Consider the following 13190-nt stretch of genomic DNA (forward strand, 5'->3'; position numbering starts at 1 on the left):
AACGTGAAAGCCATACGCGTAGGTCAGCGCGGAGCGCTGGCCGGAGTTGTATGGGCTGACTGGTTGGACAGTCTTTCTTTTCTTTTACTCATTTATAGTGGTCTCATTGTCATGGACTTCTTGGGTTTCCTGCTGTGGTCCTTTTCGAGAGTCCATGAAGTCCTTGATCAACAGAGTGACGAATACTGTGATGGCGACTGTGATAGCATGTGAAATGAAGAATCCGACTTTCTTCATGGACGCTTTAGCAACGGTCTTTGATACACCTGAGACGGAGTTCTCCGCTCTTTTCTTTCGTTCGTTTCCGAGTGCTTCTCGACCGTGTGAAGTGATCGCCAGATTAACTAGGAGGTATCTTATTTTTCCTCGTTCTGGAATCTTCGTTTTTCCGGTGTACGATGCCCATCCTCTTTCACAAATCTCGTATGCAAGGACGCTCTCGTCTTCTGGCTTTCTTCCGAATATAGAGAGCATCCCTTCAGTTTCCAGTTTGGAGAGGAGATTGAATTCAGGGTCAGTCATTTCTTTTTGGTCCAACGTGAAAGCCATACGCGGAAGTCAGCGCGGAGCGCTGGCTGGAGTTGTATGGGCTGACTGGTTGGATATCATTTTGTTATTCCCAAAAGTCTTTTAGCCTCAGGGATATTTTCTTTGATTGCTTTCATTTTTAAGGGGAGTAGATACGTTCGAATCCCTCTCTTTAGGGTGAACCAATTCCTGTCGATTCCACTGTCGTGTCTAGCTGGGTTGAAGAGATTGATGTATCTTACATCAAATTCGAAGTCGTCGAATGACAGAGTTTGAATGCTGGTTAGTCCGAGGATGGAGGATTCGATTACTACAGTCTTATTCCATTTGTTCCATTTGAGCGATTTGCGTCTACTTGTGAGGACTAGACAATATATAGCGGTTGGAATTAAGTAGGGCGCCAACTCTTTGAACGATTCTGGGCGAGAAGAAAAGGGAAGTGCTAGAAGTGCAAACAAGCATAATGACGCACAGAACAACCAAAAGTAAGGATGTCTTGTGCGAAACACGACCTCTTGGCGACTAATGTCTCCTTCGGTGAATAACTCTCTTACAATTCTTATCATCCAACGTCAAGTGGAGGCGATGGCTGTGGAGCGGAGCGTAACAGGCATTGCCTCACACGCCTTGTTCGACCTAGTTTTGTATCTCAATTTCAATGTCAGTGATGGTGAGTTTGGTGCTTACATCCGGAGATTTCTCAAAAATGTAAGACTTGAAATCTTGGGTCGGGAACATCGATGCTATCGTCTCTTTCTTTGATTCGTAGAACTCTTCAATTCTTTGAATAATTCTTTCCTTCAAGATCGGGAAGTCGGCTCCGCCTACGTAACGATGAAGGTTAACTTTGTGTGAGACCGTGATCGTCAATATCCATGATCTCTTCCCTGTAGAAGATAGCTCCATATCGAAACTATCGTGGATACTCGACTTTGCTTTTTCTATCGCTAGTGAAAGACTGTCATCGGTGTTCATCGTCGCTAGATCGATCGCGCACGCTCGATCCCACTCGAGCTCAATCCCGTTTCTTTTTGCATCAATAAGCTCGTCAACTAATCCGAACGGGTCTCCGCCACATAGATGGTGAGCTTCTAGTTGGGTCAGGCTCACGCCCATTCCGTGAGTTTCGGACTTCTTGAAAAGACGTATGAGCTTCGAAGCTGGACAACCTCGAATGCTCATCGCGAATCGTTCCTTTAGGAATAGGCTCATTTATTTTCTTCGTCGAACGCTAAGCTGATACGCGAGGGCTCGGAAACCGTCGTGAAAGAGTAGGGTAAGATACGTCCTTGCTGCGTCCACAACTCGGGCGCTTGGCCCGAGTTGTATCGAGCGACTTGTTCGACCTTACTTTCATTCTTTCCCTAGTATTCATAATTCGGTGTAGGATCTAATTCTTTCATTCTTCGATAGGAGAAATAAAAGGCTCCATAGATGTTCATCGCTAGTAGCCAAAATAGTGGCATAATTCTATCTCCTAAATCTTTTCCTTCTTTCCATCTCCAAACAAACTCATTGATCCACAGAAAGGCGGTTATGAATAGGAAGCCGTATGCAAAGGTCATGGCTGGAATTTGTAGGTGGACCAATTCTTCTTCGGTTTTTCCGATCTCAAATTGTTCGGCCAACAGGGACAGGAAGACGAATCCCATGACCAGGGAGATCGCGGCTAGGATTAGTGCTCTTTTTATTCCTTTGGATCTGATCATTTCTTTCGTCGAACGTGAAGTCCATATGCGTAGGTCAGCGCGGAGCGCTGGCCGGAGTTGTATGGGACGACTGGTTGGACCTATTTTTCAATTCGTTCACGAGCTCCATGTTGGCCCAGTACAATGAGCCAACCGAAAGGAATCTGAACTTCTTTCCATCACTGGTTCTTATTCTTATTGGCTGGCAATTCACAAATCGTTCGATCTCGACCTCTTGGATTTCAGGATACGTGTACTCGAACTCTTTCTTTGATTTTTTGAAGCGTAGTCCGTCCTCAAATTGGTAGACAGTAGCCAGGTTGTGATAGAACATGAAATTGATCAGAACAATCAGCGACCCAAAACTGAGGATGAGTAATCTGGTTTCTTTTGCCTCTTCGTTGAACGCCATCACCGCGAGCACTCCGATACACAGAACGTAACCGTACTTCAGGGGGTATGTCCAAAGACTGGATACTCGCTTGTTCATTCTTTTTCGTCCAACAGTACTATTCTGTGCGCTTTTTGTCGGACGAACAGAAATGTGGTTATATACGTGATTTTAGGGGTTTTTGTCGGACGAACACGTCGTGGGCGGTGGTTATTGCTGTTTTTTTGTCATAACGCATTTGTCGGGCGGGGTGTTCGTCGGAATTGGGTGGATTACGTAAAAATAGCTACGTCACACCTTGACTCAAGTGCGAATTACGTAGAATCTGCAGTTGTCTGCGGCAGGTTCATTTTTGAGCCAGCTGAACCTTACCCCAACCTTGTCTATTGTTACCCTATGGCTGAATCTTCTGTTAAGGAACCGGAGTGGCTTTTGCGTGGCCGTTCAGAGTGGAAAAAATCTAAATTCAGAGGAAGGGACGGGAGTTCTTTTGCTTATTGGATCAAGAAGTTTTTAGTCTATGTGGAGCGGCGCAATCACGGGCGTCTGCCTAGCAGGGTTCCGAGGGTGGGAATTATCAATACATTTGCTCGTTTTATCGAAAGAGAATGGGAGTGTAGCGAGGACCAGATCGAGGAAGCTCGCCGTAGCTTGGAGTGGATGGCTGAGGCGTGTGGTTTTGAGGGCGTTAAGGATGGGGTGGATACGCGTTCTCAAGTGGAGTATGTTAAGCCGGATTTGCCGTATCCTTGGAAATTGAATGATCGGTTGAAAGCTAGGTTCAGCGCTTGGCCGGATTTGGTAATTGGCGAATGCCGGAAGCGTGGGCTAGCGCTGAGGACGGAGAGAACCTACGAGCAGTGGACGCGTCGATTTTCGAAGTGGTGGGAGGAATGCGCTTGCGATTCGGTGGATGTGCCGGAGTTGGGTGAATTGGCTCCTGCGATGGAAAAGGCTGTGGTGGGGTTTATGGATTTTTTGGCGGTGGAGCGTTGCTCGGCGGCGGCCACGCAGCGTCAGGCTTTGAACTCGGTGGCTTTTTTGGTAACGAAGGCTCTTGGTCTAGAGACACTGGATTTCTCTGGATTTGTTCGAGGACGATCGAAGCGTAACCTTCCGGTGGTGCTTTCGATATCCGAGGTGGAGCGGCTCTTGGGAGCGATGTCTGGGGATTGCCGTCTAGCAGCGGAGGTGATGTATGGAGGCGGACTTCGGTTGATGGAGGTACTACGCTTGCGTCTAAAGGATTTGGATTTCGAATACGGCACGATTCTAATACGGGATGGGAAGGGCGCAAAGGATCGTGTAGTTCCGTTGGCGACCTCGCTTAACGTGGCTTTGAAGCGACAGATCGAATTCGTGAAGGCCAGGCACGCTCGCGACTTGGAGGATGGCTTTGGCAGCGTGTACATGCCTCCGGGACTAGAAAGAAAATGGCCTAAAGCAGGGAAGGACGTGGCTTGGCAGTATTTGTTTCCTTCGGTCAAAATACAGACGGATCCAGTTTCCTCTAAGCGGAGGAGGCATCACCTGTCCGACAGGAAATTGCGGGACTCGGTGAAAAAGGCGGCTCGCGATGTGGGGATACTAAAACGGGTAACGCCTCATACTCTCCGACATAGTTTTGCGACTCATCTTTTGGAGAAGCACTACGATATTCGGACGGTGCAGGAACTGTTGGGCCATGCGTCGGTGGAGACGACGATGATCTACACGCATGTTATGAACAGGCCGGGGTTGCACGTACGCAGCCCCATGGACGAACTCAATCTAGGCGGCGATTCGCGGGATGGTGACGCAGCTTTTTGATGTTTCGCTCGGGGGATAGCGCGAGATCCTGCGCTACTTGATGCGCTTGACGGGGCAGCTTTGGCGGTAGCCGTCGATGACGAGGCGGTAGCCGCCGAAGGCTTTTTTGACGGTGACTTCCGGGGATTCGGAGGGGGTGTACTTTTGTACGTCTTCGATGCGTTGCTGCCAGATTTGGCCGTTTTCGAGCTGGAATTTGGTTTCGCCGTACCAGCCGTTGAAGGTGCCGACGAGGCGGGATCTGATTTCCTTGGGGGCTTTGCTGACGTCGGGGGTGATTTGCTCCTTGCCGAGGAGGTCTTCGGGATTGGGGGCTGGAGTGGCGGAAGTGGCTGGGGAAGGAGTGGCCGCAAGGGCGGGAACTGGGGCGGGTGGAGTCGGGGCAGTTGGCGATTCTGGGAGGGTGTCGGTTTTGGGTTCGATGGTGCCTACTTGGGCGGCCTGCCACAGCTGGTCGAGCGTTCGTAGCTCTTGGGGGCTGAGCTTGCCGAGGCCTGCTTGTTCGAATTGCTCGGGCGTGAGGCTTTCGCTGAATGGTTTAGCGAAAATTGGCAAGGCGAGGGTGAAAGCGATTGTGGCGGCGAGGCTGATCTTGGTCATGTGTGGATAGTGAAGTCTGGTTTCTGGTCGGTGTGAAGGCTGAAAAACGCGGTGCGGCGGGTGTTTTTTGACCGTCGGTCGGGCTCGAAGTTTTGCGCGGTTTGTGGATCGGGAGATTTTTTCGACAAAAATTAGACGAGTTTTTGCTGGGGTGGCGTTTTGGGGGTAGAACTGCTCGGATACTAGAGACCTTGAACGATACAACACTACAGGACTGGGAAACTTTCTACGACGAGCGTGCTGGAAAGATGCTGCTTTTTGCGAAACAGTTTGTTGGTTGCGTGGCGACTGCGGAGGACGTGGTGCAGGATGGTTTTTTGCGTTTCTGGAAGGGCCGCAAATCGCATCCGGCGGATCGTTTGGAGTCGTACTTGTACGGGTGTATCCGCTGGGCGGCTTTGGACTTGTTGAGGCGAAGCAAGCGATCGAAGATTCGGGAGGAAACGTATTCGGCTGATGAGCAGCCAGAGGGCACAGTGGAGGCTTTCGAATGTCCGGTGGAGTCGAAGGAGACGGCGGCCTTGGTATCGTCGGCCTTGGAGCAGTTGAACGCGGAACAGCGAGAGGTGGTGGTGCTGAAAGTTTGGGCTGGACTGACCCTGAAGGAAATCGGGGAGGCGCTGGAGATTTCGCCCAACACGGTTTCGTCGCGGTACCGCTATGCTCTGGAGGCGCTGCGTAAGGAGATGGGAGCTTTGGAAAGATGAAGGAAGATTGGGAAGAATTTGAAGATAGCTTGCGAGGCATGACTCCTGCGCGTCCGAGCGCGGCGTTGAAGGCGAGAATCGCAGAGAGAATAGAGGCAGACGAGACGGCCTCGCCGGAGGTGGTGGCGTTTCTACCGCAGGAGGGCCCGAAGCGAGGCAGGCTGATCTGGGGAACGACTTTTACGGCTTTGGTCTCAGCAGTGGCGGCGGTCTGGGCGGTACTTTTAGTGCTTGATCCACAACCCAGACCGTCGCTCACGGGAGAAACGACTTTGGCGAGCTCTGGCTCGGATCCGGCGGCGAGCGTTGTTGAAGGGGCAAGCGAGGCTCGCTTCGAAGTGGGCGCTCGACCGATCGAGCAGTATTCGACTCTGGTGGGGGCGGCTCCGAGCCCCGTTTTCTACAGGGAAGACGGAGAGGCGATGCAGCGGGTGGCGCTCCGCTATCTGGAGACGGAAGTCTGGGAATTGGAAGAAGGAGGAGAGACCTTTACGGTGCAGAAGGTTCGAGACGAGATTCGGGTGATCCCGGCTGTCTCGTTCTGAATGAGAAATTTTTGACGTAGCAAAGGCCCGGCGGAATGTGCCGCCAGCAGGCTTAGGTTTTGTCCGAAAATGAAGGAAGGAAACTGATATTTATGAATATGAAAGGAAACGGATACGGAGGGGCGATCCGGTCGCTCGTGATTTTACTCGGATTGGCGCTGACCGGCTTTTTGAGAGCTGGAGAGGAATTGCCCGAGCCCAGCGGCAAATATGGGTATCTCGGCGTCTATATCGAAGCGGTGCCGGAAATCGTCAGCAAGCAGTTGGGGCTCGATGCGGGGGTTGGCTTGGTAATCGTCGGTGTCGCCGAGGATGGTCCTGCCGCCCAAGCCGGGCTGGAAAAGCACGACATCTTGCTGAAATACGACGACCAGATTTTGATGGCTGTTAAGCAAGGGGTGATGCTGGTTCGCAATGGCGAGATCGGCAGCGAGCATGTGATTACCTACTTGAGAGGCGGTAAGGAGGCCCAAGCGACGGTGGTTATCGGCGAAGGCAAAGCGAAAAAGAAGAGTAGCGATGAGCACGGCTTTTTCATGCCTGCGGTTCCAGCACCGCCAATGCCTCCTATTCCGGCAAGCCTACCAGAGGAGGAGAAGGCGCGCTTGAAGGAGGAGTTCGCACACGTGCAAAAGGAAATCGCGAAGGCCCAAAAGGAAATTGCCCGAGCTCGGGTGGAGATACGCAAGGCAGGCCTGGATGGGGCTATCGAAAGCGCGTTTGTCTACGAGATGGATGACGAGATGGATATGATTCGAAGCGAAGAGCTGCAGACCTTGATCGAGCGAGTTACTCAGGCGGTGGAAAGTGTAGATGGTATGAACGAGCCGACGATCGTCTTCGAGAGCGACGAACAGGTTTTCGAATTCAAGGATGAGGAGGGGAACCGCTATGTCATCGCAGGGGTGGGCGAACAGCGTCAGCTCAGCGTGGTCGATTCGGAAGGCGAAGTTTCCTACTCAGGAGAGCTTGACGAAAAGGCTAAGGAATTGCTGCCCGATCTGGTGAAAAAGCAGCTGCCCCATATCGAAAAGATCGTGGCCACTAAGGCGGTCGATTGGGTAGAGGCTCCAGTGGCTCCGAGCCGCGGGGTAGAGTCTTTTTAGAAGAAAGGAGGGCGGTGGCGCGAGATAGGCGCATCGGCATAGACTACTGATATTTCGATAAGCGAAAAAACCGGACTCGCGAGGAGTCCGGCTTTCTTTTAGATTTGGATTTGGGGCTTGTTGCGGGGGGGTATTGCTTCTGCTCGTTTACTTCATGCGGCGACGCGCTATGAAGAGTCCGAGGAATGAAATTCCGGCTAGAATTGCAGTGGAGCTGTGGTCGGGGATTTTAATGGTTTCCGGCGTGGCTGTACCGAACTTAACCATGTCCACCAGTTCCGCTTGATCGTCGTAGGAATCGAGGTTGATGGAACCGATCAGGTCAGTTCCATTGGCGATAAGTCCGAGGAAGGTGGAGTCGCCGGTGTTGTTGACCGGTCCCGTATCGAACATGCTCAGCAGGTTGTTGCTGGTATCGAATACGGAAACCTTGAAAATGCTTTGGTCTAGCAGGCTGAGAAGGCCGAGGCCGACCGCTGTTTGGCCGCTGTCGAAAGTGATGAATAGGCTCTCTACGAAGGTATTGGCGCCAACCGCTCGGCTTTTGGTTCCGAAAAAGCCAGGGTGGGTCACGACAAGGCCATTGCCGCCGCTAACGGAGAACTCGAGACCAGGAATAACGGGACCTGTGACAGCGGTTGCGTTGGCAGTGTTTAGGGTGTCGCCGATGCCGTCTACATCCGTGCCCGAACCAGCGGAAAAATCTTGGTAAGAAAGGCTGGACGTTTGGGAGTCGAAAATCGACTCATCGGTCAGGGTGATAATGGCGGCATGGGAAGCTGCAGCGAGGGCAAGAGCAGAGGCTAGGGAGGCGATTTTGAGCAGTTTCATGTATGTGGATGTCGGGGAGTTTTGGATTTCTTCAAGCATTGGCCAACAAGTCAGCGAAATGCGCGCCGGAATCTTTTACGAGTGTTTTAACAATGTGTAAGTCTCACATAAACAGACAATAATAAAAATGTGAGTAATCGCCTCTAGCATTTGCCTGTGTAATTTACCTGTAAAGCAGGCCGACAGTTTGTCGGAATTTCTTACTGAAGGCACTGGTTCTTAGGCCTGCAGAGAACGAAAAAAGCCGGACCCTCAAGGAGTCCGGCTTTCTTTGTTTGGGGATGGGAAACAGATGGGGAGCTGTTTGAGGCGGCTCTTGTTTAGGCTTCAGCGGCGAGTAGGGAGCGGCCTTGGGCCTTCACGTCTTCGATGCTGATTTCTCCCTTGTTCACTTTGGCGAGGAGGGCCTTTTGGGCTTCGTAGTCGGAATTCACGATACCGGCGTGGCTTTGCAGCATACGCCAAGCTTTGCGGCGCTCGATGTTGAAGAGGACCATTTGGCGGCTCATCTTCATTGGCACGTGCTTGCCGTTGCCCGCATCGTAGAGGATGTAGACTCCGAAGTCGGGGATGTAGGAGAGGTTTCTCGGATTGTTGAAGCGACGATGCACGACGTCCTGTTGCGTGACGCGGAGGAGGACGTCCTCGAGGTGTTCCATACGCTCCACTTCTTCAGGCGTCGCCTTCTTGATGTGCTGGCGGAAGCGGGCTTCCGTGCACGCCCAGTGAGCGATGGTGAAGGAGTATGGCTCCTTGGTTTCGCTGTACTTGGCCTGCCACCAGTCGCGGTCCGGGTTTTTGTTGCCCTTCAAGCTGAGAGCTTCGGGGTAGGACTCGCCGAGTTGCGGATTGAAGACGAACTCGGGCAAGCAACGGCTTTCGCGAGCCATGCCGGCTTGGATGGTCGCCATGTTGTCCGCCACGCCGTGTTCTGGCTGACAAGTGGTGTAACACTGGAAGAAGGCGGTGCCGCGGTACTGCAAACCTTCGAGCAAGCTAGTATAGAGCTTGGCGGCGTCGGCCATAGAGACTTGAGCGAGGTAAGGGGAGCCGTGTCCGTTGAGGAAACACTCGGCGATGTTTTTCATCTCGTTGAGCTTACCTTGGGACGCTGCGCCGGCCTGGTTCATGTCGAAGCCGCCAGTCATCGGGCTGTGGTCAGAATTTTGACCGCCGGTGTTCGAGTAAACCTGAGTATCGAGCATGAGCAGCTTCACGTTTGGACGGTTCTGAAGGAGAACCTTAGAAACGTTTTGGAAGCCGATATCGCCCATCGCTCCGTCACCGCCAACACACCAAACCTTGGGGAGCTCTTTGATTTCCTCATCGGTCATGAGGGCGTCGGTGAAGTGGGTGTAGTCGAAGTAGCTCACGTCGTCTAGCACGTCGCCATCGAGCAAGTGGTCGATCATACGCTCTGGTATGACGGAGCGGCGAGCGTTCTCAGTCATGAAGCTCTCGCCCATCATCCACGAGATGGTCGCTCCGTCCTGGAAGAGGGAGTTCATCCATGGGTATGGGTGAGGATTGTTCGGAGGCGTGGAACCGTAGACCGTGTTACATCCGGTGTGAGCACCCATGGCCATGACGGACATGCCGTTGGCGAGGCGACCGTCGATGGTCTGTAGCTTCTTGTGGTTGAAGGCTTCGGTTTCCAACACGGCCGCGATGGCGTCGATGCAATCGGCATCGGAGATTTCGCCGTGGGCCGCGAGGCGTGCGTCGGTATCGGAATCGGAGTCGCCACCTAGTCCCATGATGATATGAGCCACCATGCGCTTCCAAGTCGCGTAAGACTTGGCGTCCTCCTTGGCTAGCTTGTCGAGGGCTGTAGGGCCTTCGGCTTTGAGCTTGGCAACCTTTTCCAGGAAGCGATCCGCCTTCTTGTGGTAGATCGGGCGCATGTAGGCTTCGGTCACCGAAGCGAGGGCGTGAAGCACTGGCTTTTCGCCACAGCCTGCGCAAGCTCCGTCACCCGATACGAGGGCGTCGTAGTTGCGGTTAACCATCATGTGGTTTCTCCAAGCCGCTGGACGGGATTCTTCAGGAGCCTCGTCTTTATAGAGGCCGAGGAACTTCTGGTCCGTGTTGGGCAGGAGCTTGAGGAACTCGGTGGCAGAGAGAATCTCGGCGTTGTACTCCTCGGTGTCTTCCACCATGCGAAGGGCGTCGTGGTCGCCACAAACTTCCACGCAAAGTCCACAGCCTTTACAAAGGTCGGAAACGAAGATGGAGAAGATGCCGCCGGCACCCGCTTGCTTGCGCTCGAGGGAGAAGAAGACGGCCGGAACCTTGAGATATGCGAGCGGAAGGATCTTCAAGACTGCGTCCAGCTCGTCGGCCGCTTCAGCAGAGATCTTTTGCTCGGCCCGGACGATTTCCATGACCAATTCGCGCACGGATTCGCCTGCCTTTTTCTTGGCGTTGTCCTTCATGCGCTCGCGGATGGCGGAGTCGACATCTGGAATGGCCGCCGCGATGAGGGCGCGTTGCTCGGGCTCGCGGACGTAGTTTTCAACCGCGGTGCGAAGGATGGTTTGCAGGTCTTGAGCAGTGTTCGGCAAGGCCGTATCCGGACAAGACGTGATACACTCCATACACTGGGTACAGTTTTCCGCGTAGTAGCGAGGTGTCTCTCGACGGGCTCCGTACTTCGAAGTCGTCGCTCCGGTGGCGGAAGCCATCACGCCCACTGCGGCCAGCGGAGTGGCGGGCTGATCGTATCCAAGACCGGCACGGAACTCCTTGTCGAAAGTCTCGGTGCGGTACATCGGAGTGCCTGCTGGCTGAGCTGCGTCCGGCGTGCAACCGCAAGCTCCTCCGCAGTCGCTGTTAGGCATCAGCATTTCGCCACGCATGGCGGAGAGGTCCGGAGCGTCGACAGGTCCGTAAGGAACTTCTACGATCTGGGTTCCGCCTTGGGTCATGACTTCCATGTTGGAGTCCACAACCGCGGCACCGAACTTGCCGAACTTCTTCTCGTACTGGGCACGAACGACTTCCTTGAAGTGGTCTTCGGTGATGCCGAAGGTGTTCAGGAAGGGAGATACCTTGAAGAATGCACCGAGGAAGGAATTACCCTGCATGCGGAGCTGCAGCTCCGGACGGTTGGTTGCCTTCTTAGCGATGTTGAAGCCTGGGAGGATGAAGACGCGGATCTTCTTATCGATGATCTCTTGGCGGTACTTGGATGGGATGCGCTGCCATGCCTTTTCGGGAGCTTCGGCAGATTCCCAGATGAAGGCACCGCCTTCAACTAGACCCTTGATCGGGTTGATATGGGTGAAGGCCTTCGGGTCGCAGCAGAGCACCACATTTACGTGTTTGAGGTCGCAGTTTACGCGGACGCGCTCAGGGGCGGCGGTGAGGAAGTATTCGGTTGGCGAGCCCTTCTTCTCCGATCCGTATTTTGGGTTGGCCGATACGTGGACGACTTCCTTGGGGTTGCCGTTTTCGTCCAATTCGTTGTCGCGTTGGGCAACGTAGGTACCCAAGTCGCCAATGATCTCGGCCAAGTTCTTACCCGTGGTGATCATACCCCAGCCGCCGATGGAGTGGAGGCGAACGGCGACCGCGTCCTTTGGCAAGAGCGATGGCGTATCTTCCGAGACCACGGAGTAAGGGTGGTTGACACCGAGGTTCATGAAGGTGACGCCGTCGTCGGCTTTCTTGCCGTCTTGGCGAGCACGGCCTTCTGCTACGAATTCGTAGGCTCCGATGATATGCTCTGGACGGAAGTCGCGCGATCCGAGTCCGTAGACGCCGGAGTAGTTGCGTGGAACTTCGCTCTGCTCGATGGTTGGCAATCCGTCGCGGTGGGCGAAGCCCGGATGGATGTAGCTCTTGGTCAGGGCGGCGCGAACTTCGCGAGCCAAGGGGTTGTCGCCTGCGAGTGGTTCGTCGGTACGTTCGAGGATTATGCAGGCCTTTTTGCCGCGCAGAGCGTTAACGATGGCTGCTTGTGGGAAAGGACGGATGACGTTGACGTGGACGGATCCGACCTTGGCACCGCGCGTTTCGCGGAGGTAGTCGACGGCCGCTTCGATGTTTTCAGCTGCGGAACCGAGAGTCACGAAGGTGACCTCCGCGTCGTCGTTGCGGTACTCGGTGACAAGGCTGTAGTGGCGTCCGGTCAGGTTTCCGAATTCGTTGTAAGCTTCTTCGATGAAGCCGAGGATCGGTTCGATGAAATTGTTACGTCGAGCGACGACGCCGTTCATGTAGTGCTCCTGATTCTGAACAGGGCCGATGAGGGCAGGATCGGCGAGGTCGATTACCTTCGGGATGCGGCGGCGGGTTGGTCCGAAGAGTTCCTTTTGGGCTTCTGTTGGACATTCGATGATGTCGTCCGGCGAGCCAAGGAATTCGCGGAGCAGGCCGGACTCGTGCTTGAGGAAGGTACGCTCCAAGTGGGAAGTCAGGAAGCCGTCCTGGATGTTCATGCCCGGAGTGAGGGCCTTCTCGGTTACCTTGCGAAGGATGACGGCTTGGTCGGCGGCTTGCTGAGCGTCCTTGGCGAACATCATGATCCAGCCCGTATCGAGAGCGGCGTAGATGTCGTCGTGGCCACAATGCACGTTAAGGGCATGCTTGGTCAAGGCGCGGGCCGCGACTTCCAGAACCATAGTGGAGAGCTTCCCTGGGGCGTGGTAGTATTGCTCGACGCCGTAGACGATACCCTGACCGGAGGTGAAATTGACGGTACGTTTGCCGGTGACTGATTGGGCGATGGCGCCGCCCTGAGCAGCGTGTTCGCCTTCCGCCTCGATGGCGAGGGTCGGCTGGCCAAAGACATTTAGCTGACCTTTAGCTCGGGCGAACTCAAACATTTCGCCCATTTCGGTGGAGGGGGTGATGGGGTAGAATACGCCGGCTTCCGCGATGCGGGCCTCTGTGTAGAGGGCAACCAGTTGGTTACCGTTAGTCGTGATACGTATCCCAGGATATTTCGGTTTCGAAGCGATCATTTTGTCGTTAGTAACTGT

The 13190-nt window shown here is 53.9% G+C and carries 11 protein-coding genes; 4 read left to right on the forward strand and 7 right to left on the reverse strand.

Features of this window, described 5'->3' with window-relative positions; genetic code table 11:
- Positions 1-84: 84 nt before the first annotated feature.
- The 4 genes from H5P27_RS15340 to H5P27_RS15355 all read right to left on the reverse strand — a co-directional run bounded on the left by H5P27_RS15340 (position 85) and on the right by H5P27_RS15355 (position 2706).
- Positions 85-522, reverse strand: coding sequence for a hypothetical protein (locus H5P27_RS15340; RefSeq protein ID WP_185660198.1), 438 nt, complete (start codon positions 520-522; stop codon positions 85-87).
- Positions 523-1164: 642 nt separating this feature from the next.
- A complete protein-coding gene (locus H5P27_RS15345) occupies positions 1165-1740 on the reverse strand; it encodes a flotillin-like FloA family protein (RefSeq protein WP_185661316.1) in 576 nt (191 codons plus the stop codon).
- A gap of 152 nt (positions 1741-1892) precedes the next feature.
- Positions 1893-2237 carry a hypothetical protein gene (locus tag H5P27_RS15350; protein ID WP_185661317.1) on the reverse strand — a complete coding sequence of 115 codons (345 nt, stop codon included), beginning with the start codon at positions 2235-2237 and terminating at the stop codon, positions 1893-1895.
- A gap of 34 nt (positions 2238-2271) precedes the next feature.
- Positions 2272-2706 carry a hypothetical protein gene (locus H5P27_RS15355; protein WP_185661318.1) on the reverse strand — a complete coding sequence of 145 codons (435 nt, stop codon included), beginning with the start codon at positions 2704-2706 and terminating at the stop codon, positions 2272-2274.
- A 297-nt stretch (positions 2707-3003) separates the two neighbouring features.
- Here H5P27_RS15355 and H5P27_RS15360 point away from each other — a divergent pair, with 297 nt between their 5' ends.
- Complete coding sequence (locus tag H5P27_RS15360; RefSeq protein WP_185661319.1) at positions 3004-4416, forward strand: integron integrase; 1413 nt, start codon at positions 3004-3006, stop codon at positions 4414-4416.
- Positions 4417-4449: 33 nt separating this feature from the next.
- Here H5P27_RS15360 and H5P27_RS15365 read toward each other — a convergent pair whose 3' ends face one another.
- Positions 4450-5016 (reverse strand): hypothetical protein, encoded by a 567-nt coding sequence (locus H5P27_RS15365; RefSeq protein ID WP_185661320.1) that lies wholly within the window; start codon positions 5014-5016, stop codon positions 4450-4452.
- A gap of 191 nt (positions 5017-5207) precedes the next feature.
- On the opposite strand from H5P27_RS15365, the gene H5P27_RS15370 reads away from it, so the two are divergent.
- From H5P27_RS15370 to H5P27_RS15380, 3 genes are all read left to right on the forward strand, one after another.
- Positions 5208-5723, forward strand: a complete 516-nt coding sequence (locus tag H5P27_RS15370) for an RNA polymerase sigma factor (protein ID WP_185661321.1) — start codon at positions 5208-5210, stop codon at positions 5721-5723.
- The gene (locus tag H5P27_RS15375; protein ID WP_185661322.1) at positions 5720-6268 is read left to right on the forward strand and encodes a hypothetical protein; all 549 of its coding nucleotides are present in this window, start codon (positions 5720-5722) and stop codon (positions 6266-6268) included. The genes H5P27_RS15370 and H5P27_RS15375 overlap by 4 nt, the downstream gene beginning before the upstream one ends.
- A gap of 92 nt (positions 6269-6360) precedes the next feature.
- The gene (locus H5P27_RS15380) at positions 6361-7374 is read left to right on the forward strand and encodes a PDZ domain-containing protein (protein WP_185661323.1); all 1014 of its coding nucleotides are present in this window, start codon (positions 6361-6363) and stop codon (positions 7372-7374) included.
- Between the two features lie 147 nt (positions 7375-7521).
- Here H5P27_RS15380 and H5P27_RS15385 read toward each other — a convergent pair whose 3' ends face one another.
- Together H5P27_RS15385 and H5P27_RS15390 are read right to left on the reverse strand one after the other, a co-directional pair.
- Positions 7522-8205, reverse strand: coding sequence for a VPDSG-CTERM sorting domain-containing protein (locus H5P27_RS15385; protein WP_185661324.1), 684 nt, complete (start codon positions 8203-8205; stop codon positions 7522-7524).
- Between the two features lie 320 nt (positions 8206-8525).
- Positions 8526-13172 carry a 2-oxoacid:acceptor oxidoreductase family protein gene (locus H5P27_RS15390; RefSeq protein WP_185661325.1) on the reverse strand — a complete coding sequence of 1549 codons (4647 nt, stop codon included), beginning with the start codon at positions 13170-13172 and terminating at the stop codon, positions 8526-8528.
- Between the last annotated feature and the right edge of the window lie 18 nt (positions 13173-13190).

This window comes from Pelagicoccus albus (genome assembly GCF_014230145.1).
Lineage (GTDB): Bacteria > Verrucomicrobiota > Verrucomicrobiia > Opitutales > Opitutaceae > Pelagicoccus > Pelagicoccus albus.